This window comes from Labrys sp. (in: a-proteobacteria) (assembly GCF_047605565.1).
Taxonomy (GTDB): Bacteria; Pseudomonadota; Alphaproteobacteria; order Rhizobiales; family Labraceae; genus Labrys; species Labrys neptuniae.
In genome coordinates this window covers 24,639-50,786 of the sequence record NZ_JASGFM010000006.1, presented here as the reverse complement: position 1 = coordinate 50,786, position 26,148 = coordinate 24,639, and the positions used below count along the sequence as shown (strand labels likewise).

The window sequence follows — 26,148 nt, the reverse complement described above, 5'->3', positions numbered from 1 at the left end:
TGGCTTTGCTATAGCCGGAGCCGGCTGTGCCGCCGGCCCCGGTCGGTCTGTCTGCGGTGTCTCAGCCGAACCGCGTCTTGAGATAGGCATAGAGGGCGCGGGCGCCCATCACCTCGGCGCCCTCGGGCCGGCCGGGCTTGGCGGAAGGGGTCCAGGCGAAGATGTCGAGATGCACATAGGCCCCAGCCTTCTCGACGAAGCGGTTGAGGAAGAGGGCCGCGGTGATCGAGCCGGCAAAGCCGCCGCCCGGGGCGTTGTTGAGATCGGCGACCTTGGAATCGAGCATGGCGTCATAGGGGGGCCAGAGCGGCAGGCGCCAGAGCGGATCGTTCTCCCGGGCGGCATGGGCGAGGAGATCGGTCGCCACCTTCTCGTCGCGGCAGAACAAAGGCGGCAGGTCGGGGCCGAGGGCGACGCGGGCGGCACCTGTCAGCGTCGCCATGTCGACGATCAGCTCCGGCGCTTCCTCATCGGCAAGCGCGAGGGCGTCGGCGAGCACGAGGCGGCCCTCGGCGTCGGTATTGCCGATCTCCACGCTCAACCCCTTGCGCGAGGCCAGGATGTCGCTGGGCCGGAAGGCATCGCCGGAAATCGCGTTCTCGACGGCCGAGATCAGCACGCGCAGGCGCAGCTTGAGGCCGGCGGCCATGATCATGCTGGCGCAGGCGAGCACCGAGGCGGCTCCACCCATGTCCTTCTTCATCAGCAGCATGCTGGCCGACGGCTTGATGTCGAGGCCGCCGGTGTCGAAGATCACGCCCTTGCCGACCAGTGTCACCTTGGGATGGGAAGGATCACCCCAGGTGAGGTCGACAAGCCGCGGCGCGCGCGAGGAGGCCCGGCCGACGGCATGGATCATCGGAAAATTCTCGGCCAGCAGTTCCTCGCCGACCACGACCCGGAACGCGGCACCATGCCGCTCGGCCAGGGCACGGGCCGCCTCAGCCAGTTCCGCCGGGCCGAGGTCATTGGCCGGCGTGTTGACGAGATCGCGCCCGAGCGCCACAGCCTCGGCAATCGACAGGATTTCATCGCGGTCGATACCATCGGGTGCGACCAGCTGTACGGCCTTGATATCGTTGCGCTTGTAGCGACCGAAACGATAGAGGCTCAAAACCCAGCCGAGCGCTGCGAGCCGGTCGTCATGGCTGGCATTGGCGAAGCGATAGGTGCCCACGGGCAGGAGGGTGGCGAGCTTGCCGGGCAGGAAGCCGTCACGATGGCGGGCCGATTCGCCCTCGAGGCCGAAGATCACCCCGGCGAGGTTGCCGTCAGGTCCCGGCAGAACGAGGTGGCGGCCGGCGCTTGCCTCGAAACCGTTGGCGACGATCCAGTCCCGCTGCGACGGAGACAGGCGCTCCAGCACCGCGCCGGCGGTCTCCTTGGTGGCGAACCAGATGGGAACGGCCTGTTCGGCAGCGGCAAGCAGAGGCTCGGACATGGTGCAACTTTCAAGGTTCGGGGAAGATCTCGTCGATGCGCCCGCTCAACCGGTAGGACAGCAGGCCGATCCACTCACGCACGGCAAGGTTCACCTGGCGCAGCCCGTCGCTCATCGCATAGAAGGGCCGCATGCCATCCTGCGGACCCGCCGTGCGATAATTGACGGGATAGGCCATTACATCGAAGCCGGCCTTGCGAAACAAGGCCATCGAGCGCGGCATGTGGTAGCCGGAGGTGACCAGCAGATAGGTCTCGCCGGGCTTGGGCTTGAGAAGGTCATAGGTGAAGACGGCATTCTCATAGGTATCGCGCGAGCGGTTCTCGAACAGCATGCGCTCATCGGGAATGCCGAAACTGCGAAAGAGCTGCCTGGAGGCATCCGCCTCGGTGATATCGCCCCAGATCTGGCCGGCAAGCGAGCCGACGCCGCCGGTGAAGATGATGCGGGCATCGGGAAACTGGCGCGACAGGCCGGCGATAGCCGTCATGCGCTCGGCCGAATCGGTCAGGGCCGTCTCATGCCGCGTGGTGGAGATGTGGGTGTCCACCGCGCCGCCCAGCACGATGATGCCGGCTATCCTGGTCTGGGGCGCGATCGCAGCCTGGGGAAAGCGTTCCTCCAGCGGCTGGATCAGCCAATTGCCGAGCGGCGACCAGCCCATCACCGCGAAGGCCAGCAGCGCGAAGCCCATCAGGAAGCGGCCGAAGCGTTGCACGCGGTGAATGAAGCTGAGGAGCAGGCCGACGAGGCCGAGCACCAGGGCCGCGTTGGAGGGCAGGATCAGGAAGCCCAGGGTCTTGGCGAGATAATAGAACATGAGATGCGTTGTCAGGGTGGCGGCATTTGGGGGGCGGGTCTTCAGACCCGCCTTTCTCGATCCAGCGAGCGTGGCATTTCCAGGCTGATCGGAAGGCCAGCTCCCCGATCGGGCCTACGCCGCGTCGGCCTTGAGGAAGCGCTGGTCGGCGAGGTCGAGCTGCCGGCGCAGGCGCACGATGGTAAGGCTGTCGTCGACCGCGCAATTGTCGTGGCTGAGCAGCTCGCCCTTGCGGATCGGCTTGGTGACGCGGGCCCGCTCGGCCAGGCCCAGAGGCAGCAACCGCTCCCGCCTGGCATCGGCCCAGCGCATCGACCAGCCGCGATAATCATATTCGCCGATGCGGCCGAGCACGGTGCCGGGAGCGAGGTCGCGCTTGGCCACCGCTGCCGTCTCCGCCACGGGATGGTCGAGCGGCTGCAGGTCGGCGGTACCGTAGAGCACGGCACGCGCGGCAGTGAGCGGCGTTTCCAGGCTGGTCAGATGATAGGGCCGGTGCAGGGTGAAGAACGGACCCTTGCCGACATGCAGGTCCGTCATGCGCTCGAGCACGCGCGGATGGTTGGGCTCGACCACGCAGAACACGCCCGGGGCCACGCCCTTGCCGATGGTGTAGTCGACACAGCCGCGCTTGGAGAGCACGCCGCCATGGCTGACCGGGATCAGCACCTCGGCAAGCTCCTCCTTGCTGGCACGGGGGCCGTGCAAGCCGGGCTTGTCCGGCTCGAGACCGGTGGCATTGGCGAGGGCCACCATCTCCACCATGGTCTTGGAGCCGTCGACGAATTCCACCAGCACGCGCGGATTCATGTCGCGCGCCGTCGCCTCGGCGACATAGTCGTCGGGCACGGCGTCGAAATTGAGGGCGTTGTTCTTGCCCTTGCCGGCGGCGACCACTGTCATGCCGAGGGTGCGGGCAAAGCAGACCAGTTCGAGCGCGGCGGCCGGTTCGTCGCCGGCCGCGCCGGTATAGATCACGCCCGCCTTCTCCGCCTCGGCCTTGAAATGGCGGCCGATGGTGATGTCGGCCTCGACATTGAGCATGACGATATGCTTGCCGTGCCGGATGGCGGCCTCCGCCACGATGGCCCCGGATTCGGGATGGCCGGTGGCATCGATGATCACTTCGATACGGCCGGCGGCGGCCAGCGCCTCCAGGTCGGTGGTGATGGCGATGCGCCCGGTCTCGATGGCCCGGTCGATGGCCGAGGCGTTGGTGACCTCGACGAGCTCGTCGAGCCGATGCCCGGCACTCAGGGCGGCGGCGATGGCATTCTGCGGTCGCGATCGCACGGCGACGGCGCCGATGCGGATGCCCTGCATCAGCGCGATCTGCACGATGAGGTCGGTGCCCATCTGGCCGGCTCCGACCAGGCCGATGGTAACAGGGCCCTTGTCGCGGGCGCGTTCCATCAGATCGGCAGCAAAAGAGGGGTTCATCGGGCGCTCCGCAATCTCGTCATGCACCGTCTAACCACCAAATCGTGGCGCTGCAAAGGGAAATGGCCATGTCCTTTCGGTGCAGATCGTCGCCTTTTCGGACAAGGGACGGCCCCTGGAGCAAAGCGCGTTTGGATGGAAACACTGGTTTGCCCTCACCCTTTGGTTCGACGCGCCTTTGCGATTCCGCCAAATCGCAAAACGCTACGGCGCTCAGGCGCCGAAACGTTCCGCCCGGTAGGCGGAGGGGTCGACGAAAGGTTTTTCGCCGGTGATCATCTCGGCCAGGAGCCGGCCGGTGGCAGGGCCGAGGGTGAAGCCGAGATGCTGGTGGCCGAAGGCCAGCCAGAGGCTGTCGTGGCGCGGCGCCTTGCCGATGACCGGGCGCGAGTCGGGGAAGATCGGCCTCGATCCCATCCAGGGCTCGGCCTCGGCGCGCTCACCGAGCGGAAAGAGCTTGCGGGCGAGCCTTTCCGTGCGCTCGACCTGCACGGGTGTCCTCGGGGCATCGCGCCGCGCGAATTCGGCGCCGGTGGTGAGGCGGATGCCGCCCGCCATCGGTGTGATGACGAAGCCGCCCTGCTCGTCGAGCACGGGGCGGCTGAGGCCGGCATTGCCCTCGGCACGGTAATGCATGTGATAGCCGCGCTTCACCGCGAGCGGGAAGCGATAGCCGAGCGGGGCGAGCACATCCATCGACCAGGGGCCGAGCGCGACGACGGCTTGGCGCGCCTCGATCGGACCGTTCTGCGTGGTGATGCTCCACCCGGAAGCACCCGGACGCAGGCTGCGGGCGTCGCCGATCAGGACCTGCCCGCCGATCGCTTCGAAATGGCCGGCATAAGCCTTGGTGATGCCGCCGGGATCGGAGACGCTGTGCGGATCCTGCCAATGCACGCCCGCGGTGAAATCGGTCCGGAGATTGGGTTCGAGCGCCAGAGCTTCGTCGCGCGTCAGCGCCTTCACCCGGTAGCCGAACTCGGCGGCGAGGGGAAATTCCCGCTTCTCGGCTTCGAACGCCGTCTCGCTGCGATAGACCTTGAGCCAGCCCGTGTCGCGGAACAGGGCGTCGGCGCCGGCCTTGCTCGCCAAGGCGCGGTGCTCGGCCACGGTGGCGCTGAGCAAAGGCTGCATCATCCGGGCGGTGGCGAGAAGCCGGTCCGGGGCGGAGTTGCGCCAATAGGCGAGCAGCCAGGGTGCCAGCGCCGGCAGGGCCGTCCAATGGTAGTTGGCGCCGGGATAGCGCTTGAGCACGACGTCTGCGAGGGCGGACAGGCTGCGCGGGAAGGCGACGGGCAGCAAGGCGGAGCGCTCGACCACGCCGCTATTGCCGTAGGAGGTTTCCTCGCCCGGGCCGCGCCGGTCGACCAGGGCGACGGACCGGCCGCGCTGCTGCAGATGCGCGGCGATCGAGGTGCCGACGATGCCGGCGCCGAGAACCATGACGTCGTAACGCATGGAAAACCCCATTGGTGCTGAAAAGAACTTTGGTATCGAATATGGTTCGGCTGGAGCGACCCGCCGTCAGGTGAGCCTGCGCCCATTCTCGTCCAGCAGCAACACATCCTGAGGGGCAATGGTCACCGCGACGGCCTCGCCGTCATGCCAGACCCTGTCCTCGATGGTGGCATTGGCCTGCAGCCTCAGGCCGGCAAGATCGAGGATATAGGCGGCGGTGCCGCCGAGGTAGGAAGCGGCGATGATGGTGGCGCGCAGCTCGCCGGGATCGCCGCCCGGCGGGCCGAGCCGGATGCGCTGGGCCCGTACCACGCCGGTCGCCCTTGTGCCGGCGCGGGCCGACGCCGGTGCGACGGCGACCAGTTGCACGCCATTGTCGAGATGCAGGGCAAGGCGGCCATCGGCCACGCCCATGATCTTGCCCTCGACCAGGTTCGACTGGCCGAGGAAGCTGGCGACGAAGCGGGTGTCCGGGCGCTTGTAGACCTGCTCGGGCGTACCCTGCTGCTCGACCACGCCCTTGTTCATCACCACGATGTGGTCGGACATCGCCAGGGCTTCCTCCTGGTCGTGGGTGACGAAGATGGAGGTGATGCCGATCTCGCGCTGGATGATCTTGAGCTCGGTGCGCATTTCCTCGCGCAGATGCGCGTCGAGCGCCGAGAGCGGCTCATCGAGCAGCAGCACGTCCGGCTCGATCACGATGGCGCGGGCGAGGGCAATGCGTTGCTGCTGGCCGCCGGAGAGTTCGGAAGGCAGCTTGCGCTCGACACCCGGCAGGCGGACCATGTCGAGGGCGCGCTTGACCTTGGCGGCGATAGTGGATTTGTCCACGCCGCGATATTTCAGGCCGAAGGCGATATTGTCGTACACGTTCTTATGCGGAAACAGGGCGTAGTTCTGGAAGACCAGGCCGATATTGCGCTTGTGGATCGGCATCGTGTCGATGCGCTTTCCCGCCACCACGATCTCGCCGGCCGTCGGCTGCACCAGGCCGGCGATCGAGCGAAGGATCGTGGTCTTACCGCAGCCCGAGGGGCCGAGCAGGGTGACGAAGTCGCCCTTGCGAATGGTGAGGTTGACGTCCTTGACGGCAACGAAATCGCCATAGGCCAGATTGACATTGGTGAGTTCCACGGCCGTTGGCTTGGTCATCAGTCACGCTCTCGTTTTTAACTTCGGCTGCGAATGCAGCCGGGCCGGCAAAGCTCGCCAGCCCGGAGTTCAGAGGGAGATCAAGCGCCCTTGGCGATGCGGTCCCAGGTCTTGGTCCACTCGTCCGTGTGCTTGTCCCAATAGGCGGCGTCGGCGAAGGTCAGCGAAGCCATCTTGCCGGTGGGGTCGAAGGCCGGCAGCGCCTTGACCTTGTCGGTCAGCTTCACCTTGGTGGGATCGAGGGCGGGCGGATAGCTCTGCCCCTCCGCCACCGCGATCATCACTTCGGGCTGCAGCATGAAGTTGAGCAGTTCCTCGCATTCGGCCATCGGGGCGCCCTTGAGCACCAGCAGGTCCTCCATCCAGGCATAGGAGCCGGGCGGATCGAGATAGCCGATCGGCGCGCCCTGGGCCTGCAGGGCGGCGACACGTCCCGACCAGGCATCGGTGACCACCACCTCGCCCTTAGAGAGCAGGTCCATCAGCTCGGCGCCCGACGACCAGTATTTCTTGGCAAGGTCGCGCTGCTCGCGCACCTTGTCCCAGACGGCATCGATGTCCTTGATGGCGTTGGGGTCCTGGCCCAGAGCGAGCGCCGCATACCAGACGCGGGTGATCATGTTGCCATAGCCGCCGATCTTGTCCTTGTATTTGGGATCGAACAGCAGATTGACGCCCTTCTCCTTGGCCTCGGCTTCGGAAATCACCTTGGTGTTGTAGGCGATGCCGGTGGTGCCGTAGTCATAGGGCACGCAGGACAGGTCCGGTGAGATCTTGCGGAACGGCTCGAACATCACCTGCATGATGTTGGCCATATTGGGGATGTTGGCGTCGTTGAGCTTGGTGGTCAGCCCGGCATCGACATAGCGCTTGTAATATTCGACGCCGGAGGAATGAATCACCTGGAACTCGCCGGGCGAGGCGGTCTTGACCTTGGTGATGACCTCGTTCTCGTCGCCGAAGGTGCCCTGCACCACGTTGTTGCCCGTCTTGGCCGTGTAGGGCTTGAAGGCGTATTTATCCATCGCCTCCTGAACGCTGCCGCCCCAGCCGTCGAAGCGCACGTCCTTGGCGGCGGCAAGCGCCGAGCCGCCCCATTTCAGATTGATGCCGGCCCCTGCCGCCGCCGCCGCGGTGAGGCCGAGGAAGGTGCGGCGGCTCATGCCGCCATTGAGATAACGCTCCTTGAGGCGCTCCAGGCGCCTGGTCTGCGACATTGTCATTGGTCTGGTTCCCCTCCTGGTGGTTTTATGACTGGCCCTAGCGAATGCCGCGGGCGAGATAGCGGGCCAGGCCGCCGCCGATGAGCGGCACGCCCACGGTCAGCAGGATCATCAGCGCGCCGAGGGCGTTGATCTCCGGGCTGATGGAAACTTTCAGCATCGACAGGATCTGCGTCGGCATGGTCTCGACGCCTGAGGGGCGCCAGAACAGGCTGGCGGTGACGTTGTCGAAGGAAATGGTGAAGACCAGCAGCAGGCTGGCGATGACGGCCGGCATCAAGAGCGGCAGGGTGATCTCGCGGAAGGTGTGGAACCGGTTGGCGCCGAGCGACAGGGCCGCCTCCTCATAGACCCGCCGGATGCCCACCAGCCGCGACTGCACCACCAGGATGACATAGGGCAGCGCCAGCATAATATGGCCAAGCACCAGCAGCACCAGCGTGCGCGGCTGCTGGGCCCAGCGCATCAAAAGCAGCAGGCCGACACCGAGCACCGTCTCCGGCACCAAAGCCGGGGCGATCAGCAGCGTGTTGATGAACTGCTTGCCGGGGAAGTCGTAGCGCACCAGCGCCATCGCCCCCATGATACCGAGCACCGTGCAGACCACCGCGGTGATCAGGGCGACCCAGAGCGAAGTCTTGAAGGCGCGGATCACCGCCTCGTTCTCCATCAGCTTGCTGTACCAGCGCAGGCTGAAGCCGGTCATCGGGAAGCCGCCGAACTGCGAATCGTTGAAGGAGAGGATCACCACCACCAGGATCGGCGCGAACATGAAGATGTAGACGAGGATGGTGAAGACCTTCACGGCCTGCCAGGACCAGTCCTTTTCCGCGGCGGGCAGCTCGCTCATTGGCTCAACCCCTTGAAGATGCGCGACAGGCCCATATAGCGGCTGTAGATCGTAGCCACGATGCCGAGCAGCACCAGCAGCACGATGGAGAGCGTCGAGCCCAGCGGCCAGTTCAGCTGCGTCATGATGGTGTCGTAGATCAGATTGCCGAACAAGGCGTCGCGGGTGGAGCCCAGCACCTGCGGGGTGACGTAGCTGCCTGCCGCCAGCACGAAGCAGAGCAAGAGGCCCGCCATCAGGCCCGGCAGGGACAGCGGCAGCACCACCTCGCGGAAGGCCTGGCCCTGGGTGCAGCCGAGCGTGCGCGCCGCCGAGATCAGGTTGCGGTCGATGCCTTCGAGGCTGACATAGATGTTGAGGATCATATAGGGCAGCAGGAAGTGGATCATGCCCATGATTACCGAGCCCTGGGTGTAGAGCATGCGCAGCGGCTCGGAGATCAGGCCGAGCTTCATCAGCACCACGTTGATGATGCCCTGTTCGCCCAGGATGTGGATCCAGGAGAAGGTGCGGATGGTGAAGCTGATCCAGAAGGGCACGATCAGGAGCAGCAGCAGCAGCCATTTGTGCCGCGTGCGCGTCATCGCGATGAAATAGGCCGGCGGATAGCCGAGCAGCGCGCAGAGGATGGCGGTGATCGCCGCCACCTTCACCGTCTTCCATAGGAAGAGGTGGTAGAAACTGTCGGTGAAGAATTCGTGCCAGTTCGCGGTGGTGAAGACCTGCTTCTCAACGCCGGCCGTGACGAACTCATAGAAGCTGTACACCGTCATGATGACGATGGGCACCACCATCAGCACGGTCAGGACGATCAGGGTCGGGGAGAGCAGATACCAGGGGCGCAGCCGATCGCGTGCAGAAAGCTGCTGGCCTGCCATCATGTCCCCACGCTGTTCCCTGGAAGTAATATTTGTTTCGTTCAGGGTGGATCTTCTCTAGGCATGTGTCAATTGCCGGACAATACAAATCCGGTCGTGGTTACCCTGCGCCATGAGGCCTCGTCCGATGCTGCTGCCCGATTACCTTGCCCAAGCGCCGGCGCCCGGCCTCGAGGGGCTCAAGCCCTTCGTCAAGATGCACGGCCTCAGGAATCACTTCGTGATCTTCGACCAGCGCCTGCATCCCCGTGCCTTGCCTGTGGCCGATATCGTGCGCCTGTGCGACGTCGAGACGGGAGTCGGCGCCGAACAGGTGCTCACCATCGAGGCGCCGACATCCGCTGGGGCCGCCGGTGGGAGCTATGCCCGCATGCGCATTTTCAACATAGACGGGCGTGAGGCGGGGGCTTGCGGCAATGCCACGCGTTGCGTCGCCCATCTCCTGCTGGAGGAAAGCGGGCGGGACGAACTGGTGCTGGAGACCGGCGGGGGTCTGTTGGCCTGCCGCCGGGCCGGCCCGATGGCTGTTGCGGTGACGCTCGGGCCGATCGTGATGGGATGGGACCAGATCCCGCTCGCGCATGAGGTCGACACCGCCCATCTGCCGCTCGTCAGCGGGCCGCTTCGCGATGGCCTCGCCCTGAATATCGGCAATCCGCACGCAGTGTTCTTCGTTGGGGAACTCGACGCCGTCGACGTCAGGGCGGTGGCACCAGCCATCCAGAACGATCCTTTGTTCCCGGAGGGCGTCAATGTCGGCGTGGCCGAGGTGGTCGATCGCGGTACGCTGCGCCTCAAGGTCTGGGAGCGCCCGGGTATCCTGACGCAGGCCTGCGGCACCGGCGCCTGTGTCGCTGCCTATGCTGCCCGCCTGCGTGGGCTGATCGACGGCAACAGCGTCACCGTGCATCTGCCGGGCGGGGCGCTGTCCATCGAACTGCTGCCGGATGGCCGCGCGATCATGACCGGGCCGGTGGCTCTGTGCTGCCTCGGCTACGCCTGATGCAGGCGCCTCAGGCGTAATGCAGGCGCCGGCTGAGGCCTGAAACCTCAATGGCTGCAGCGGCCGGGAGGCCTTGGACGCGCGGGCGCGGCGGCGGCATCCGCATGCCGATGGTGAACATCACGGCGCTGGCCGCGGCAAAGGCGGCGAAGGTCAGGAACATGCCGGTGCCCCCGAAAGTGCCGAGCATCAGGCCGCCGAGTGCCGGACCGAAGAAATTGCCGATGGTCGAGAAGGAGTGGGCGCCGAAATAGCTGCCCCGGTTGCGGGCGTTGCAGATGCCGTCCACCAGGAGATATTCGGACGGCACCACCAGGAGCTCGCCGACGGTGAACAACACCATGAAAAGGGCGAAGCCGGTGAAACTGCTGGACGCCAGGAAGCCGAGCTCGCTGGCGAGGATGAGGACGCAGCCAAGCACCATGGCGTGGAGGGCGCCGACCTTTTCGATCAGCCGGCGCGCGAACAGATTGCCGACGAGCACGACCAGCCCGTTGATCGAGAGGAGATAGGCGAAGATGTCGACGCCGCCTTCCATCGTGGCGCCGAGATAGGGCGCCAGGGTGGCCGACCACTGGCCGTAGACGGCCAGCAGAAGAGTGCCGCCGCCAACGAAAAAGGCGAGCCGCGGATCCCGGGCGGCCGAGCGAATACTCTCGACGACGGAAGGTTGCCGATGGCTTTCACTCTCTTCGGCATCGATGGTTTCGGGCGTGCCGAGCAGATGCAGGGCGATGGCGAAGACAGCGTAGATGCATCCGGCCACCATGAACATCGCACTCAGCGCTGTCCCGGCGGCAACACCGATCAGGGGCCCGACAGCCCACCCTGCATTCGCAACCATGTAACGCCATGAAAAATACTTCAGGCGTCGCTCGGGCGGGCAGATGTCGCTCATCAGGGCACGGGATATCGGCTCGTAGACGGCGATCGATACGGCCGCGACGATCTGGGCCGCGCAGAAAGCCGTGACGGATTGGGCAAATCCCATGCCGATCAGGGCCAGGGCCGTCAGTGCCAGCATCAGCACCAGCATGAGGACGCGGCCGACCCTATCCGACAGCGAGCCGGCGAACGGAGCCGCGATGGCACCCAGAAGCGGCCCGGTGCCAAGCAGGATGCCGATGGCGGCAGGTCCCAGGCCGAAGGATTTCTGCAGTTTCACCGCCAGGAAGGACAGGCTCATCGCCCGGGCCACGCTGACGAGACCCGACCCGGCGATCAGGAAATAGACGAAGCGAAGACGGCGCGAATCAGGGTTCATCTGGCGGGTCCGGATGGCATTGGGACCATTTACTATGGGGTGCTCGGCTTCACCACTTCCTTCCTGGGACTGCCGGCATCTTGCCGGCTCTTGGAAATGTTGCGTTTGCTGAATGGAAGAGCCGGCAAGATGCCGGCGGTCCCAGGGATCACGTCTTGAAGAAGGCGCGGATCTGCGCCAGGAACTGCGCGGGCGGGCCCGGCTGGGCATAGGTGGCGGCCGCCTCGTCGCGGGCAAGGAAGGCCTGGCCCCGGCGGACCGAAGCTTCGAACGCCTCCGCCAGCCCTGGCTCGGCGGCGAGGACAGGATCGAGATCCTCCTTGCGCAGTTCGAAGATGATGCAGCGGGTCAGCGCCAGGATCGTGCCGGCATTGGGGGCACCGGTGATGAGGCCGAGTTCACCGAAATGGTCGCCCGGCCCCAGTCGTCCCACCACATGCGAATGGTCGCGGATGGTGCGGCTCGCCTCCAGCACGCCGGAGGCCACCACGATCAGGGATGAGAGGGTGCCCCCTTGCGACGCCAGCGTCGCCATCGCTTCGAGATGGCGCTTGATCATTTTGGTGGACAGATCGACCCGTTGCTTCGGCGAGAGCTCGCGGAAGAGCGGAATGTCGCCAAGGAGCTGCTCGGGAGGCAGGGTCTCCAGCGGGCCGAGACTGACCTGGACCGGCCCGATCGGCGTCGACATGGCACCCGGATTGACCAGGCGGATGCCGTGATAGTGGAACTGCCGCAGCACCTGGCCGAGCAGCGCGCTCTTGGCCGCGCCGAGATGGTCCGTATGCGCCACCGAAAAGCTGATGTCGTAGCTGTTGGTGCGGGCGCCGATGCGCGCCAGCGAGGTTCCGGGGGCGGGGCTGGAGAGAAGCTTGGGCGTCAGCAGCGCGGCATGGCGCAGATATTCCAGGACCAGGTCCGGCCGGGCCGTGGAATCGCAGGCGACCTGGACCGAATCATCACGCCGGGTGCTCGGCCGGCTGCGATTGATCACGCGTGACTTGGAGATCAGGCTGTTGGGGATGGTGACGATGTCGTTGCCATCGGTGCGCACATGGATGGAGCGCCAGTTGATCTGGACGATCACGCCCTCGAAGGAACCGTCGATGCCGATGCGGTCGCCGACCACATAGGGATGTTCGATGCCCACTGCGATGCCGGCGAAGACGTCGGCCAGCGTGTTCTGCAGGGCCAGCGCCAGTACCACGGCAATGATGCCGGAAGTGGCGAGGAGGGCGCGGACGGGCAGGTCGAACACGAAATTGACGATGGCCAGCACGGCGGTGAGATAGGTCAGGCCGGCCAGGAGGTCCGAAGCAATCTTGGGCTGGCTCGATTCGCGCTTCTGCCAGAGGATCAGCGGCAGGATACCGACGGTCAGCCGCGCGCCCAGCAGCCACCACAGGGCGATCAGGCCGCGCTGCCAGGTGGCGATGCGCGTGTCGGAGTCGAGCATGGGCGCGGCCGGCATGCCGGCGACCCGCAGGATCAGCAGGGTGAACAGGCAGAAAAGGCCAGCGGCGACACCGATGCGCAGCCAGGCTGGCTGCCAGGCGATCCGCCAGTTGAAGATGAGCACGGCCGCCAGGGCCGTGGCGAGGATCAGTTCGGAGAGCAGCGACACCGGGGCCACGCAACTGGTCGAAAGGGAGGCATGATTGCATCACTCCGCGCTGCATGCCAGAGCGGGAATGCGGCATGGCAGCGGCGAAGCCAAACATGGCAAACGTCCGGCCTTTCACGCGCGCTTGCCCGTCTCGTCACACCGGAAGGAATGGCCTTGGAACTGAAATGGCTGGAGGATTTCCTGAGCTTGGCCGAGACGCGCAGCTTCTCGCGCTCGGCGGAGGACCGCAACATCACCCAATCGGCCTTCAGCCGGCGCATTCGGGCGCTCGAAGTCTGGCTCGGCACCGAGTTGCTGGACCGCAGCACCTTTCCGATCACCCTGACCGTCGACGGCCGGCAATTCCGCGAGACGGCCGAGGAAACGGTGCGCCTGCTCACCCTCAGCCGTTCGCAGTTCCGCAGCCGCCAGGAGGGCAGCAAGCTGCCGGTGCTGGCCGTCACCGCCCTGCACGCCCTCTGCCTGACCTTCCTGCCGGGCTGGCTTACGGAAATCCGGCGCAAGGTCGGCCCGGTGACGAGCCGCGTGCTGCCGGAGAATTTCCACACCTGCATCCAGGCCCTGGTGGAAGGCGGCTATGATTTCCTGCTCACCTTTCATCATCCCAATATCTCGGTGCCGCTCGATCCCGAACGCTTCGCCTTCCTCACCGTGGGGCGAGACAGCCTGGTGGCGGTGGCGGCTCGGCCGGAACGCCGCAGCTGGCAGGCCGGGGACGAGCGCGTGCCGCTGCTGCATTATTCGCGCGGCTCGTTCCTGGGGCTGCTGGCCGCCATCGCGCAGGCCCGCGAGGGCGCACCGTCGACCTATCTTGCCCATACCAATGAGGGCTCCATGGCCGAGGCCTTGAAATTCATGGCGCTGGACGGCCATGGCGTTGCCTGGCTGCCGCGCAGCCTGGTCGCCGACGAGATCGCCGAGGGAACCCTGATGGTGATCGCGCCGGAAATGCCGATGGATATCCGGCTCTACCGTAGTGCAGATCGCTCGCGGCCGTTCGTCGACCGTGTCTGGAGCGCAGCACGGGCGGCTTCCGGCTGAAGGTTATGCAGATTTGGAATAGGCTTTGCCGCGATAGCATTGGCAGGGATCTTCTGCCGGGCGTATGAGCCTTCCCAGCCTGGCGGAACGGAGCCGGCAAAGCAAGAACCGCTTCGTTCCGCCAGGCTATCCATCACCAACACGCGCTTGCGCGCGCGAAGCTGCAACTCGCCATGATCTGGGGGGAACCCTGGCGCCTGGCCGGAGGAACCTGCCTTGTCTGACACCGCATTCCGCCTCGAGCACGACCTCTTGGGAGACCGCGAGGTGCCCGCGCACGCCTATTATGGCGTCCACACCCTGCGGGCCGTCGAGAACTTCCCGATCAGCGGCCAGACCGTGGCGACCTGCCCGGACCTGATCCGGGCCTTGGCCTCGATCAAGCAGGCGGCCGCGCTCGCCAACCGCGAACTCGGCCTGCTCGACGACAAGCGCACCGCCGCCATCGTGGCGGCCTGCGAGGAGATCAAGGCCGGGGCGCTGCACGACCAGTTCGTGGTCGACCTCATCCAGGGCGGCGCCGGCACCTCGACCAACATGAACGCCAATGAGGTGATCGCCAACCGGGCGCTCGAGCTCATGGGCCATCGGCGCGGCGAGTACGGCCATCTGCATCCCAACGAGCACGTCAATATGGGGCAGAGCACCAACGACGTCTATCCGACTTCGCTGAAGATCGCGGCCTGGTTCGGCATCGGCCGGCTGATCGAGGCGATGGGCGTGCTGCGCCGGGCCTTCGAGGCCAAGGCGGAAGAGTTCGCCGACATCCTCAAGATGGGGCGCACGCAGCTCCAGGACGCCGTGCCGATGACGCTGGGCCAGGAGTTCGGCACCTATGGGCTGATGCTGGCCGAGGACGAGGCGCGGCTGGCGGAAGCCGCCGGGCTGATTCGCGAGATCAACATGGGCGCCACCGCGATCGGTACCGGCATCACCGCTCATCCGCTCTATGCCGGCATCGTCTGCAAGCGCCTGGCCGAGATCACCGGCATCGACCTGATCACCGCCCCCAATCTGGTCGAGGCCACCCAGGATTGCGGCGCCTTCGTGCAGCTTTCGGGCGTGCTGAAGCGCGTGGCCGTGAAACTCTCCAAGACCTGCAACGATCTGCGCCTGCTCTCCAGCGGACCCAGGGCCGGGCTCAATGAGATCAACCTGCCGGCCCGCCAGGCCGGCTCCTCGATCATGCCGGGCAAGGTCAATCCGGTGATCCCCGAAGTGGTCAACCAGGTTGCCTTCGAGGTGATCGGCAATGACGTCACCATTACCTTCGCGGCCGAGGCCGGACAGCTCCAGCTCAATGCCTTCGAGCCGGTGATCGCCTACAGCCTGTTCCGCAGCGTCGACCATCTCACGGCCGCCTGCCTGACGCTGGAAAAGAACTGCATCACCGGCATTACCGCCAATCGCGAGCGCCTGCGCGCCAGCGTCGAGCAATCGATCGGCATCGTCACGGCACTGAATCCCTATATCGGCTACCGCCATGCCACCGAAGTGGCGATGGAAGCCCATGCCACCGGGCGCGGCGTCTACGAACTCGTGCTGGAGAAAGGGCTGATGCCGCGCGAGCAGCTCGACGCCGTGCTGCGGCCGGAAAACCTCACCCGGCCGCAGCCCTTCGAGATGAAGCTGTAGGCGTCGTTGCGAATGCCTCTCGGCATCAGCCGTTCAGCGTCTTCTGCATGAAGACGAGGTCGAGCCAGCGGCCGAATTTCTGGCCGACTTCGGGCATGCGCGCCGTTTCGGTGAAACCGTAGCGCCGATGCAGGGCGAGCGAGGGCTCGTTTCCAGCCTCGATGCCGCCCAGCATGACATGCTTGCCGGCATCGCGGGCCGCGCCGATCAGGGCATCCAGCAGAGCAGCGCCCGCCCCCTGGCGGCGCGCTGTCCCGGCGACGTAGATCGAGTGCTCGACGGTGTGGCAATAGCCGTCGAAGGGCCGCCAGTCGCCATAGCTGGCATAGCCGATTGCCGTGCCCTCGACGTCGGCGACGAGGATGGGATAGCTCTGGCTCCTGCGCAGGTTGAACCAGGCCTGGCGGTTGGCGAGGTCGACGGCGTTCCAGTTCCAGATCGCCGTCGAGTTCAGCACCGCGTCATTGTAGATGGCGAGGATGTCGGGCAGGTCATTAGGGGTGGCGGGGCGGATGATCATCGATCCAAATCTTTCCAGAACAGGGTGGTGTCGCAATAGCCGCCCTGCGGCCAGAGCGCGTAACGCGGAATGACGCCGGCCTTTTGCCAGCCGAGTCCTTCATAGAGACGCTCGGCCGAAGAGCCGGTGGCGGTATCGAGGCAGAGCACGATGCGCCCGCTCGCCCGGGCGCTCTCCTCCAGGGCAGCCATCAGCCCGCTGGCGATGCCGAGATTGCGGCCGCGCCGGTGCACCATCAGTTTCTGTACGTCGGCGCGATGGGGCTGGTTCGAGCGGCTTTCCGGGCTGAGCAGCACGGTGCCGACCGGCCTGCCGTCGAGATAGGCGACATGCAGCAGGACGGTGCCCTCTGCCACCCGTGCGGCGACGCCACGCCAGAAGGCTTCGGCCTCCTCGCGGGCGAGCGGCAGCATGAAGCCGATGGAGGCTTCACCCTCGACGCAGTCGATCAGGATTTCCGCCAGGGTGGGAACGAGCGCTTCGGCCTGTTCGGGCGTTGCGATGGCAATGGTGAGATCGGTCATCGGGGAACCTGTCGCGAGGGGCAGAGCATGACGAAATAGCGCGCCGGCCCGTCGCCCGGATTGTGGAACATGACGAGCTTGTCGAGCCGCATATGCAGGCAGTCGCCCGGCTGGAGCGGAAAGGCTTCGCCATCGACCGTCATGGTGAGGCTGCCCGATTGCAGCCAGACCAGCTGATCGAAGGAGGTTGCCTGCGGTTCGAAGGGGATCAGGGCGCCGGCGGGCAGCTCGACCTCGACAAGGTCGAGGATGCCGTTGGCCGCGGCGGGTGAAACCGAGCGGCGCAGATAGCCGGTGGCCGGATCGCGCCAAAGCGGTTGCTCGGCCCGCCGGGCCAAGGGGGAAGCTACCGGCGCCACGGCGGCGAACAGGGTCGACAGGCTGACGCCGAGGCCGCCGGCGAGACGAGCCAGCAATTGGGCGGTGGCACTCGACTCGCCGCGCTCGATGCGCGAAATCATGGCGCGGCTGACGCCGCTGGCCGCGGCGAGCTGATCGATGGTCAGGTGCATCTGGCTGCGCAGTGCCTTGATGCGCCCGCCCAGCTCCGTGTCGATGGTGGCGTCGGTTGATTCCATAATGTAAGAATATTTATCCACTATAGTGGAGTCAAGCATGAAGGCCGTTGTTGCAGATCGCCTGGCATGGGCCTAAAACTTAGTTCGTTTTCTTAAGCAACAAATTGGACCTGCCATGCCGGAGACCATTCCCGCCCTCAGCCTCAGCGCTCTCGACGACCTTGCGGGAGTGGTGAAGGCCCTTCCTGTCGATGCCGCCGATGGCCTGATCGAAGCGCTCGCCACGGCAGGCCGTATCGCGATCTATGGCGCCGGGCGCGAAGGGCTGCAGATGCGTGGCCTGGCCATGCGCCTGTTCCATCTCGGGCTCGACGTCCATGTCGTGGCCGACATGACGGTGCCGCCGATCGGTCCCGGCGATCTCCTCTTCGTCTCCTCCGGGCCAGGCGCTTCCAACATCGGCGATGCCTTGATCGGTGTCGCCCGCAAGGCCGGCGCCAAGGTCGCGGTGGTGACGGCCCAGCCCGAAGCCCGCACACCCAAGCTCGCCGATATCGTCTTCACCATTCCGGCCCAGACCATGGCGAATGACCGGGGCGGCGGGGTTTCGGTGCTGCCGATGGGATCGTTGTTCGAGACGGCGCAGATGCTGGTGTTCGAGATCATCGTGCTGAAGCTGCGCGATCGCCTCGGCGAAACCGCCGAGACGATGCGGGCTCGTCACACCAATCTGGAGTGAGGCCATCAGGCTTCTGGCGAGACCTGGTCCTTGAGAAAGGCCGAGACGGCGTCTGAAAAATCATAGCCGTCGAAGGCCGAAAGCGGCACGCCGTGCTCGACCAGGGCCCGCGCACAGCCGACATAGTCCTGCGGCACGGCGCTGGCGATATCCTCCGCCTGGCTGGCATAGGAGAGCGTGCCGAGCACATTGTTGCCGAAGCCGTGCTCGGTGCGCCAATCGGCACCCTCCTCCAGCAGCAGGCGCAGCATGGCGGCATCGCCCTGGAACATCGCCTTGTTCAGGGCGGTCGCCGACCATTCATGCTCCTTCACCTCACGGGGCCAGCCCAGGCCGAGCATGACGCGGACGGCCTCGATCGCCCCGTTGCCGGCGAGCAGAGGCAGGGTCCTGAGCTGCCTTTCCGAAAGGCGGGCGAGAACATCCGGCTCCCTTGCCAGGATATCGGCGGCCGCGGCCCGGTCGGCCCGCGTGCAGGCCGCGACGAAGGCTTCTTCCTGCGTAAGGTCTTCCTCGACACCCAGCGCCTCGAGCATCGCGACCACGTCGGTGCGGCCCTGCTCCTGGGCAAAACGATAGAGGCTGATTCCGCCAGGCCCCTTGCCACGGGGATCGGCGCCGGCGTCCAGCAAGGCCCGGACATGGGCGCTGGAGCGTCCGCGCAGGATGGCATGGTGGATCCAGGCCTGCTCCCTGGCGTCGCCGCCATGGGCGAGCAGCAGGCGGAGCGTGTCGAGCTTGTCGAAATCGAGCACGCGGCCCAGCGCATTGGTGCCGGTGACGCGTGCGCCGGCGGCGAGCAGCAGGCGGGTGCCGACGTCGTCGGAACTCTCGACCGAGTGATAGAGGGATTCATTGTCGTTCGGATCGGCACCCGTCTCGAGCAGCAGCCGGATCATCGCCTCGTCATGCGTGCGCCCCGCGGCGCCATAGAGCACGGAAAGCGGCGAATCCGGCCAGCGTGGGTCCGTCCAGCTGGCATTGACGTCCGCGCCATGAGCGAGCAGCAGGCGGGCGCAGGCGAGCAGCGGCTCCTTGAAGTCCGGCTCGCGGATGAGGCCGGAATGGCTGACGCCGATCAGGGGCGGCATGGCCAGAGGGCCGCCGCTGCGGTTCACGAAGGCCGGATCCTCGGCGATGAGGGCCCTGAGCCGGACTTCGTCGCCGGTGACGCAGGCGAGCCAGGGATCCTGTCCGAACAGGGCCGGCTGTTCGGCGAGGGTGCGGCGCGCCAGATGACGCTGGGCGGCATTGCCCTCCAGCACCCAGGCGAGCCAGGTCCGCAGCCGCTCGGCCGCGACGCTGCGCGTCCACTCGACATAGTGCTTGAGTTCGCTCCAGGAGCGGAAGCCGTAGTCGCGTGCGATGACGGACTGGGCGTCGTGCAGAGCGAGCTCGCGGCCGGCGAGCCCTGCCGGATCGAGGCCCCGCGCCGACGGCAGAAGCTCGGCGAAGCGGCGAAGCGCCTCGCTCTCGCCGTTGCGGGCGGCGCGCAATAGCTGCTTGGCCTGGTTCTTGAGATGCGAAAGGTCGGGCGAAACCGGAAGGGTCTTCATGGTGCCTCCATGTGCGCAGGGCCGAAGACCCGCAATCGGCTGCACAGGGGCAGGTCGTCCTGGTGTCGATGATTGTGAGGGGGCTGTGCCCTTCCCGCGGGTCCGGAGGCGTCTCGCAGCGCCGATAGGGAGCTTAGGAGTTTTCATGCCTGGATGGAAGCCCTGCCCGGTCGCGGAGCAGCCACCTTTCATTCGGAGAAGAAGGACCCTACGCGCTGGCGCTCCGGGTCTTGCCGAGCGATGACATCAGGTCGCCGAAGCGCTCGCCCTGCACGGCGACATGGGCTCGCAGCTGCTCGGCGGCATGCTGGGCCTCCCCGGCGCGGATGGCGGCGACCACCGCCTCATGCTCGGCCTGCGAGGTCCCCATGCGATTGCGCACGCGCAGCTGCAGGCGGCGGAAGGGAGCCAGGCGCTTGTTGAGGGCCACGGCCTGGCTCGCGAGGAACTTGTTGCCGCTGGCGCGGTAGATGACGCGATGAAACGTCTCGTTCTCATAGTAATAGCTGTCGGGATCACCATTGGCGGCCGCCTCCTGGCAGGCCGCCAGGGCCGCCACGAGAGCCTGCTCGTCCTCGGGCAGGAGACGGCGGGCGGCGAGGCGCCCGCACATCGCCTCCAGTTCCGCCATGACCTCGAACATTTCCATGAGCTGGCTGGCGTCAGGCGCGCTGACGATGGCACCCCGGCGGGTTCGCAGCTCCACCAGCCCGGCGGCGGCGAGCTGCTGCAGCGCCTCGCGGATCGGCGTGCGCGACACGCCGAAACGCCCGGCCAGGGACACTTCGTCAAGACGCTCACCCGGCTTCAGCTGCCCGGTGGCAATCTCGTCCTCGATCGAATCCCGCAATTGGGTGGCTCGGCGCTCGGTCATAGGCCCATATCGCGCCTTCTGCCGATGCCGGCAAGCCGTGATTGCCTTTACGGCGCCGTGGAAGGCGAGGCATGCCGGTTCGGCCGCCTCGCCTGTTTGCATCAGGCTGGCTTGAGCGCCGGCGGCAGCCTGTTCTGCGGCCAGCCCGTGGCCTGCTCATAGGCGTAAGCGAGCTGCAGCACGGACATCTCGGCATGGTTGCGGCCCACGAGCTGCATGCCCATGGGCAGCCCGCGTTCGTTGAAGCCGGCAGGCACGCTCATCGCCGGGCAGCCCGACATGGTGACCGGGATCACCACCTCCATCCAGCGATGATAGGTATCCATGGCGCGGCCGTTGACCTCCTTGGGCCAATGCGTGGTGGCGTCGAAGGGGAACACCTGCGCCGACGGCAGGATGAAGTAGTCATAGCGCTCCATGAAGGTGCGGACCGCCTGATACCACTGCGTGCGGGCGGCGGCGGCATCGGAGAGCTGGACGGCGCTGAGCTTCAGATAGTTTTCGATCTCCCATTGCGCCTCCGGCTTGAGCAGGGCGCGCTTGGCCGGATCGTCATAGAGCACCTTCAGGCCTGAGCCGGTCTGCCAGGCGCGCAGCGGCAGCCAGTTGCGCCAGACATTCTCGATCGGATAATCGGGCCGGGCTTCCTCGACGGTGCAGCCGAGCGTTTCGAAGGTCTTGAGCGCCGTCTTGCAGAGCTCGAGCACGCCCGGTTCGAAGGGCAGGTAGCCGCCGCAATCGCCGAGCCAGGCGATGCGCACGCCCTTGAGATCGCGCTTCAAGGGCTCGGTGAAGCGGGTGGGATCCTCGTGGAGGGAAAGAGGCGCGGCAGCGTGGTAGCCCGACTGCACCGCGAGCAGCAGGGCAAGATCCGAGACATTGCGCGCCATCGGCCCGTTCACGCCCAGCGCGGCATCGAACACATCGGCACCGGGCGAGGGCACCCGCCCGAAGGAGGTGCGGAAGCCCAGCACATTGTTGAAGGCCGACGGGTTGCGCAGCGAGCCGGCATGGTCGCTGCCATCGGCGACCGGAAGCATGCGCATGGCCAGGGACACTGCGGCGCCACCGCTGCTGCCGCCCGAGGTCTTGCTGTGGTCATAGGCGTTCAGCGTGGTGCCGAAGACCTGGTTGTAGGTCTGCGACCCCAGCCCGAACTCCGGCGTGTTGGTCTTGCCGATGACGATGCTGCCTGCACGCTTCATGCGGTCGACGAAGATCGCATCGGCCTTGGGAATGCGATCCTTGAACAGAGGCGAGCCCTGCGTGGTGGGGATGCCCTTGGTATCGGCGAGGTCCTTGATCGCCTGCGGGAAGCCATGCATCCAGCCGGCATAGTCACCGCGGGCGAGCTGGGCGTCGCGTTCCCCGGCCTGCTTGAGGAGGTCGCCGCGATCCTGTCGGGAAACGATGGCGTTGACCGTGGGATTGAAACGGTCGATGTGATCGAGATAGGCCGTCATCACCTCCACGCAGGAGATGGATTTCGACTTGATCGCCTGCGAAAGCGGAATGGCATCCATCATCACGATGTCGGAGGGCGCTGTTTTTGCCAGGGCCCGGCCGGACCAGGCCGCCTGGCCGACAAGAGCGGCCGATGCCGCGCCCGCCAAACCCTTCGCGCTCAGATTCAGGAAACCGCGTCTGCTGATGCCACGCTCCTGCGTGGGTTGCGATATGCCGCCGCTTTGCTTGCTGGCCATGGGACACCTCCTCGATCAGCCTTCTGGGTGAGGCCGTGTCCACACACTGTCAGACTCTGTGTCACCGAGCAATTAAATTGTATACAAAAATATAGATTAAAAATACATAAGAAGCATTTACTTATGCAATAAGCGAACCGAGTTTCTGCGATCTGCTTGAGGTCGACGGCGCGCGTCGTCGCCCGGCGCGCATGGTGCGGGCCTCAGTCAGTCGCGACCGCAAGCTCGGCATGAAGAGAGTGGCTTTCGCAATGGGACGCCGGGACTCTGCTGCGCGCCGCTTGTGCCTAGATGCCGCCGACCGTTTTCCGATCGGATGCACCAGACTCCAGGAATCGCGCCCGGCGCCGCGGTTACCCTCGGTCTTCGACCAGCGCTGCCAGCTGCCCTATCACGGTGCCCCAACCGTCATGGAAGCCCATCTTTTCATGCAGGGCGCGGTCGCCATTGCTCTTGTGCATGACATGGGCAGTGTAGCCGGTTCCGTCCGGATGGTCGGCGAAATCGATGACCGCCGTGATGAAAGGCTGTTCGGCGGGGCGCCAGCCACTGGTGAGCGCATTGGTGAAGACGATGCGCTGCCGGTCGTCGACAGTCAGGAAGCAGGCGTCGAGATGGGGCTGGAAGCTGCCGCCATTCTCGCTGATCCGGGTCACGAAAGCACCGCCCGGCGACAGGTCCATCTCGACGACCTGGCATCGGGCAGGAGCAGGTACCCACCATTGTTCGAAGAGGGCGGGTTGGGTCCAGGCCTGCCACACGGTGGCCCGCGGGGCCTTGATGATGCGGGTGATGCGGAGGTCGCGTTCGGGATCGAAGTGACGGCTCACGTCGGCGGCTCCTTGTCGAGCAGGGTGGCAACCAGGCGCTCCAACCTGTCGGTTCGACCTTCCCACACGGCGTGCTGGGCGGCCAGCCAGCCCTCGACCGCGGCGAAAGCCTGTTTCTCGATGGTGCAGGTTCGCACGCGCCCCTGCTTGCGGGTGCTGATCAGGCCCGTGTCCTCGAGCATGCGAATATGTTTCATGAAGGAGGGCAGGGCCATGTCGAAGGGCTCGGCGAGGTCGCTGATGCTGGCCGGCCCCTGCCCCAGGCGTCCGAGCACGGCGCGACGGGTTGGATCCGCCAGGGCCAGGAAGATCTCGTCGAGCTGCTCGGTACGATAAGCCATCAGGCTAAGTATCAAATCGGCGCCCAAACCGCAAGGACCTCGTCCGGCCTGCGCTTCGAACCCCGTCTCCGGCCAGCCTTCCCGGGCGGCAAATATACAATTCAAACAATTTGAATAATAATTATGACTCTAAATCGAACGTACGAGCGTATTGTTGATTGCCATGACCCTCAGTCTCGATAATATGAAGGTATGAGTGACGAAAGGTAGTTGCACGTCAACGACCCAGGCGGATCGATCAAAATGTCGATCGCCCCGGCTGAAGCAAGCGACGTATCGGTAACTGGACAGTCTGATGCCAGGCTGAGTTGGAGGAAATAATGTCCTGGTTGGTTTGCATCCTCCTATACTGCTTGTCTTCCTCGATCATGGCTTCTTTGCTCGGACAATTGCTCCGTGAGGAACGCGTTTCCTGAACGCAACGGCATGCGAAGAATTCTCTCCTTCGTGAGGGCAGAGCCAACCAATACCGCGGCAATTGCATGAATCACCGTGCCGGCCTTTGATGACGACAAGGCGTGCCCCCGGCGTGCCGCCACTTGGGCTTGGGACAAGGTATCGACATGGCGCTGCGCTTTCTGATGGATGGACCCGAGGGGGCCGGGGTCACCCTCCTGCTCGCGCACGGGGCCGGGGCTCCGATGGATTCGGCCGCAATGTCGGCCAGTACTGAGGCGCTCGCTGCGGCCGGATTGCGCGTTGCCCGGTTCGAATTCGACTATATGGCGGCCCGGCGCCAATCGGGTGCCCGCAAGCCGCCGCCGCGGGCGGAGACGCTGGAAGGCGAATATCGCGCCGCCATTCAGGCATTGGGAGCGGCTGGCCCTCTCATCATCGGCGGCAAGTCGATGGGCGGCCGCGTCGCCAGCCTGATCGCCGACGATCTCCATGCCGAGGGCCGCATCGCCGGCCTGCTCTGCCTCGGCTATCCCTTCCATCCCATCGGCAAGTCCGAGCAGTTGCGCACCGCCCATCTCGCCGGCATGCGCACGCCGGCCCTGATCGCCCAGGGAACGCGCGATCTTTTCGGCACGCGGGACGAGGTTGCGACCTACGCCTTGTCGCCTCGCATCGAGATCCTGTGGCTGGAGGATGGCGACCATGACCTCAAGCCGCGCAAGGCCGTCTCCGGCTTTTCGGCCGCCGATCACCTGCGTACCATGGCCGCTCGCGTTTCGGCCTGGGCCGCCCGCATCACGAAGTCATGACGGCAGCGTGCCGAGAAAGTCGAGCACCGCCCGGTTGAAAAGCGCCGGCCGCTGCAGCGGCGCGAAATGGCTCACGCCCGGCAGAATGGTCAGCGTCGCACCGGGAATGGTGCGGGCCAGATAGGCGGCATGGTCGGGTCGGATGAACTCATCATGCTCGCCCAGCACGATTTGCACCGGTACATCGATAACGCTTAGATCGTTCGCGCTATAATTGGGTTGGGTGCGCATCATCTCGCTGACGGCGGCAACAAAGGGCTCGAAGCTGTCGGGCGTGGCTGACAGCGCGGCGTAATCCTGGCGATGGCGCGCAAAGCAGCGGTCGAGTGCCGTGCTGGGCTCCATCTCCTTGGTGCCGCTGGGGTCCATATTGCAGGCGAAGAAAAAGACGCCCTCCGCGCGCGTGGGATACTGGGCGGCCAGCACCAGGGCAATGCAGGCGCCGTCGCTCCAGCCGACGAAGCGGGCCTTCTCGAGGCCGAGCCGATCCATCACCGCCAGCACGTCGGAGGCCATCAGCTCATAGGAATAGGGCCTGTCGTCGCGTGTGCTGCGGCCGTGGCCGCGGCTGTCGACCAGCACGACGCGATAGCCGGCGGCCCGCAGATCATTCAGTTGGTAGCCCCAGTTGCCGGCGTGGCCGAGACCGCCATGCAGCAGGATCACCGGCGGCCCGTCGCCATAGGACGCATGCCAGATGCGGGCGCCGTCATGCTCGAGCCAGCCCTCGATATCGGCCGGCGGCAGCGGCGGGGCGCCATAGGCGTGGAAATGGCTGAGATCGTCATCCTGCGTGCTCATGGCCGTTCCTTCCTGTCCCGGTAGCAATCCGGGGGTCCTTGGTGTCGGTTTACCACATCCGGACCAATTGCAAACAGCAAGTGCTCTTGTTCAGGCAGGCAGCCCCTGGCCGATCCCGCCCGCTTCATTCGCTCAGCAGGCCATGACGCCGGTGCCAGTCGTCCAGCGATTCCTCGGGATAGGTATCGAAATGCAGATAGCCGGGACCGGATGGTACATCGACCCAATCCGGTGCATCCGCGAGCATCATCTCCACGATTTCCGGCGGCTTCGGCAGCGGCGTATCGATCGCCGAGGCATGGGGATGGACCAGCTCCGGCCAGCGCGGATCCCACAGCCAGAGCGCGCTGCCGCACTCCCCGCAGAAATGCCGCCCGGCCGGCGAGCGCTGGTCGGGCTGTCCCTCTTCGCGCAACACGGCGTGATAGACGCGCAGATGCTCGCGCCCCTCCACCTTCAGGCTGTCGGCGTGGGCGCCGAGATTGATGGCATAGCCGCCCGATCCCGCCGTCTTGCGGCAGATCGAGCAGTGGCAATGCATGAAGGGGGCGGGGCTCATTGCATCGACGCTGAACGTCACGGCGCGGCAATGACAGGATCCTTTCAGCAGCATGTGCGTTTCCCTATAGTTTTGGTCCAGGTGGACGAGATGATCGGCTTTCGGCCGGAGCCTCCTCGCCATCCAATCCGGAAAGGATG

Annotated in this window: 25 protein-coding genes; 5 read left to right on the top strand and 20 right to left on the bottom strand. The window is 65.7% G+C overall.

The genetic code is table 11. The annotated features are described in order from the left end of the window. Window positions 1-61 precede the first annotated feature (61 nt). From QM672_RS08205 to QM672_RS08170, 8 genes are all read right to left on the bottom strand, one after another. Window positions 62-1,441 carry a leucyl aminopeptidase family protein gene (locus QM672_RS08205; protein WP_415081847.1) on the bottom strand — a complete coding sequence of 460 codons (1,380 nt, stop codon included), beginning with the start codon at window positions 1,439-1,441 and terminating at the stop codon, window positions 62-64. A 10-nt stretch (window positions 1,442-1,451) separates the two neighbouring features. Further along, complete coding sequence (locus QM672_RS08200; RefSeq protein ID WP_311934095.1) at window positions 1,452-2,261, bottom strand: YdcF family protein; 810 nt, start codon at window positions 2,259-2,261, stop codon at window positions 1,452-1,454. 114 nt (window positions 2,262-2,375) lie between these two features. After that, window positions 2,376-3,701 carry a homoserine dehydrogenase gene (locus QM672_RS08195; protein WP_311934097.1) on the bottom strand — a complete coding sequence of 442 codons (1,326 nt, stop codon included), beginning with the start codon at window positions 3,699-3,701 and terminating at the stop codon, window positions 2,376-2,378. A 213-nt stretch (window positions 3,702-3,914) separates the two neighbouring features. Next, window positions 3,915-5,159 carry an NAD(P)/FAD-dependent oxidoreductase gene (locus QM672_RS08190; protein WP_415081844.1) on the bottom strand — a complete coding sequence of 415 codons (1,245 nt, stop codon included), beginning with the start codon at window positions 5,157-5,159 and terminating at the stop codon, window positions 3,915-3,917. Window positions 5,160-5,225: 66 nt separating this feature from the next. After that, the gene (locus QM672_RS08185) at window positions 5,226-6,314 is read right to left on the bottom strand and encodes an ABC transporter ATP-binding protein (RefSeq protein WP_311934099.1); all 1,089 of its coding nucleotides are present in this window, start codon (window positions 6,312-6,314) and stop codon (window positions 5,226-5,228) included. 80 nt (window positions 6,315-6,394) lie between these two features. Continuing rightward, window positions 6,395-7,537, bottom strand: coding sequence for an extracellular solute-binding protein (locus tag QM672_RS08180; protein WP_415081841.1), 1,143 nt, complete (start codon window positions 7,535-7,537; stop codon window positions 6,395-6,397). A 37-nt stretch (window positions 7,538-7,574) separates the two neighbouring features. Beyond that, on the bottom strand, window positions 7,575-8,387 hold the full coding sequence (locus QM672_RS08175) for an ABC transporter permease (protein ID WP_415081839.1): 813 nt from the start codon (window positions 8,385-8,387) through the stop codon (window positions 7,575-7,577). Beyond that, window positions 8,384-9,265, bottom strand: coding sequence for an ABC transporter permease (locus tag QM672_RS08170; RefSeq protein ID WP_415082049.1), 882 nt, complete (start codon window positions 9,263-9,265; stop codon window positions 8,384-8,386). The genes QM672_RS08175 and QM672_RS08170 overlap by 4 nt, the downstream gene beginning before the upstream one ends. A 127-nt stretch (window positions 9,266-9,392) precedes the next feature. Here QM672_RS08170 and dapF point away from each other — a divergent pair, with 127 nt between their 5' ends. Further along, the gene (gene dapF / locus QM672_RS08165) at window positions 9,393-10,268 is read left to right on the top strand and encodes a diaminopimelate epimerase (protein ID WP_415081837.1); all 876 of its coding nucleotides are present in this window, start codon (window positions 9,393-9,395) and stop codon (window positions 10,266-10,268) included. 10 nt (window positions 10,269-10,278) lie between these two features. Here the strand turns inward: dapF and QM672_RS08160 are convergent, their stop codons facing one another. Further along, window positions 10,279-11,532: an MFS transporter gene (locus tag QM672_RS08160; RefSeq protein WP_415081835.1), complete on the bottom strand. Its 1,254-nt coding sequence runs from the start codon at window positions 11,530-11,532 to the stop codon at window positions 10,279-10,281. Window positions 11,533-11,680: 148 nt separating this feature from the next. Further along, window positions 11,681-13,165 (bottom strand): mechanosensitive ion channel family protein, encoded by a 1,485-nt coding sequence (locus tag QM672_RS08155; protein ID WP_367623569.1) that lies wholly within the window; start codon window positions 13,163-13,165, stop codon window positions 11,681-11,683. Between the two features lie 147 nt (window positions 13,166-13,312). On the opposite strand from QM672_RS08155, the gene QM672_RS08150 reads away from it, so the two are divergent. Together QM672_RS08150 and aspA are read left to right on the top strand one after the other, a co-directional pair. Beyond that, window positions 13,313-14,200 (top strand): LysR substrate-binding domain-containing protein, encoded by an 888-nt coding sequence (locus QM672_RS08150; protein ID WP_376717631.1) that lies wholly within the window; start codon window positions 13,313-13,315, stop codon window positions 14,198-14,200. 216 nt (window positions 14,201-14,416) lie between these two features. After that, window positions 14,417-15,835 (top strand): aspartate ammonia-lyase, encoded by a 1,419-nt coding sequence (gene aspA / locus QM672_RS08145; protein ID WP_415081832.1) that lies wholly within the window; start codon window positions 14,417-14,419, stop codon window positions 15,833-15,835. A gap of 25 nt (window positions 15,836-15,860) precedes the next feature. Here the strand turns inward: aspA and QM672_RS08140 are convergent, their stop codons facing one another. The 3 genes from QM672_RS08140 to QM672_RS08130 are packed head-to-tail and all read right to left on the bottom strand — an operon-like array spanning window position 15,861 to window position 17,457. After that, entirely contained in the window at window positions 15,861-16,355 is a 495-nt protein-coding gene (locus QM672_RS08140; RefSeq protein WP_415081830.1) for a GNAT family N-acetyltransferase, read from the bottom strand. Further along, window positions 16,352-16,879 (bottom strand): GNAT family N-acetyltransferase, encoded by a 528-nt coding sequence (locus tag QM672_RS08135; protein WP_367623573.1) that lies wholly within the window; start codon window positions 16,877-16,879, stop codon window positions 16,352-16,354. Before QM672_RS08135 ends, QM672_RS08140 begins: the two co-directional genes overlap by 4 nt. Beyond that, window positions 16,876-17,457, bottom strand: a complete 582-nt coding sequence (locus QM672_RS08130) for a helix-turn-helix domain-containing protein (protein WP_311934110.1) — start codon at window positions 17,455-17,457, stop codon at window positions 16,876-16,878. Before QM672_RS08130 ends, QM672_RS08135 begins: the two co-directional genes overlap by 4 nt. Window positions 17,458-17,572: 115 nt before the next feature. Here QM672_RS08130 and QM672_RS08125 point away from each other — a divergent pair, with 115 nt between their 5' ends. Continuing rightward, window positions 17,573-18,136, top strand: a complete 564-nt coding sequence (locus QM672_RS08125; RefSeq protein ID WP_415081827.1) for an SIS domain-containing protein — start codon at window positions 17,573-17,575, stop codon at window positions 18,134-18,136. A gap of 5 nt (window positions 18,137-18,141) precedes the next feature. On the opposite strand, the gene QM672_RS08120 is transcribed toward QM672_RS08125, so the two are convergent. The 5 genes from QM672_RS08120 to QM672_RS08100 all read right to left on the bottom strand — a co-directional run bounded on the left by QM672_RS08120 (window position 18,142) and on the right by QM672_RS08100 (window position 23,440). Further along, the gene (locus tag QM672_RS08120; RefSeq protein ID WP_415081825.1) at window positions 18,142-19,692 is read right to left on the bottom strand and encodes an ankyrin repeat domain-containing protein; all 1,551 of its coding nucleotides are present in this window, start codon (window positions 19,690-19,692) and stop codon (window positions 18,142-18,144) included. 208 nt (window positions 19,693-19,900) lie between these two features. Continuing rightward, window positions 19,901-20,566 carry a GntR family transcriptional regulator gene (locus QM672_RS08115; RefSeq protein WP_415081823.1) on the bottom strand — a complete coding sequence of 222 codons (666 nt, stop codon included), beginning with the start codon at window positions 20,564-20,566 and terminating at the stop codon, window positions 19,901-19,903. Window positions 20,567-20,667: 101 nt separating this feature from the next. Next, window positions 20,668-22,269 carry an amidase gene (locus QM672_RS08110; protein WP_415081821.1) on the bottom strand — a complete coding sequence of 534 codons (1,602 nt, stop codon included), beginning with the start codon at window positions 22,267-22,269 and terminating at the stop codon, window positions 20,668-20,670. A 353-nt stretch (window positions 22,270-22,622) separates the two neighbouring features. After that, window positions 22,623-23,099 carry an SRPBCC family protein gene (locus tag QM672_RS08105; RefSeq protein WP_415081819.1) on the bottom strand — a complete coding sequence of 159 codons (477 nt, stop codon included), beginning with the start codon at window positions 23,097-23,099 and terminating at the stop codon, window positions 22,623-22,625. Further along, window positions 23,096-23,440: an ArsR/SmtB family transcription factor gene (locus QM672_RS08100; protein ID WP_311934118.1), complete on the bottom strand. Its 345-nt coding sequence runs from the start codon at window positions 23,438-23,440 to the stop codon at window positions 23,096-23,098. Before QM672_RS08100 ends, QM672_RS08105 begins: the two co-directional genes overlap by 4 nt. A 563-nt stretch (window positions 23,441-24,003) precedes the next feature. Between QM672_RS08100 and QM672_RS08095 the strand changes: the two genes are divergently transcribed. Then, on the top strand, window positions 24,004-24,648 hold the full coding sequence (locus tag QM672_RS08095) for an alpha/beta family hydrolase (RefSeq protein ID WP_311934120.1): 645 nt from the start codon (window positions 24,004-24,006) through the stop codon (window positions 24,646-24,648). Here the strand turns inward: QM672_RS08095 and QM672_RS08090 are convergent. Both QM672_RS08090 and QM672_RS08085 read right to left on the bottom strand, forming a co-directional pair. Beyond that, on the bottom strand, window positions 24,643-25,449 hold the full coding sequence (locus QM672_RS08090) for an alpha/beta fold hydrolase (RefSeq protein ID WP_415081816.1): 807 nt from the start codon (window positions 25,447-25,449) through the stop codon (window positions 24,643-24,645). The two genes, QM672_RS08095 and QM672_RS08090, sit on opposite strands and share 6 nt — an antisense overlap. Before the next feature lie 124 nt (window positions 25,450-25,573). Then, window positions 25,574-26,062, bottom strand: a complete 489-nt coding sequence (locus QM672_RS08085; protein ID WP_415081814.1) for a GFA family protein — start codon at window positions 26,060-26,062, stop codon at window positions 25,574-25,576. Window positions 26,063-26,148 lie beyond the last annotated feature (86 nt).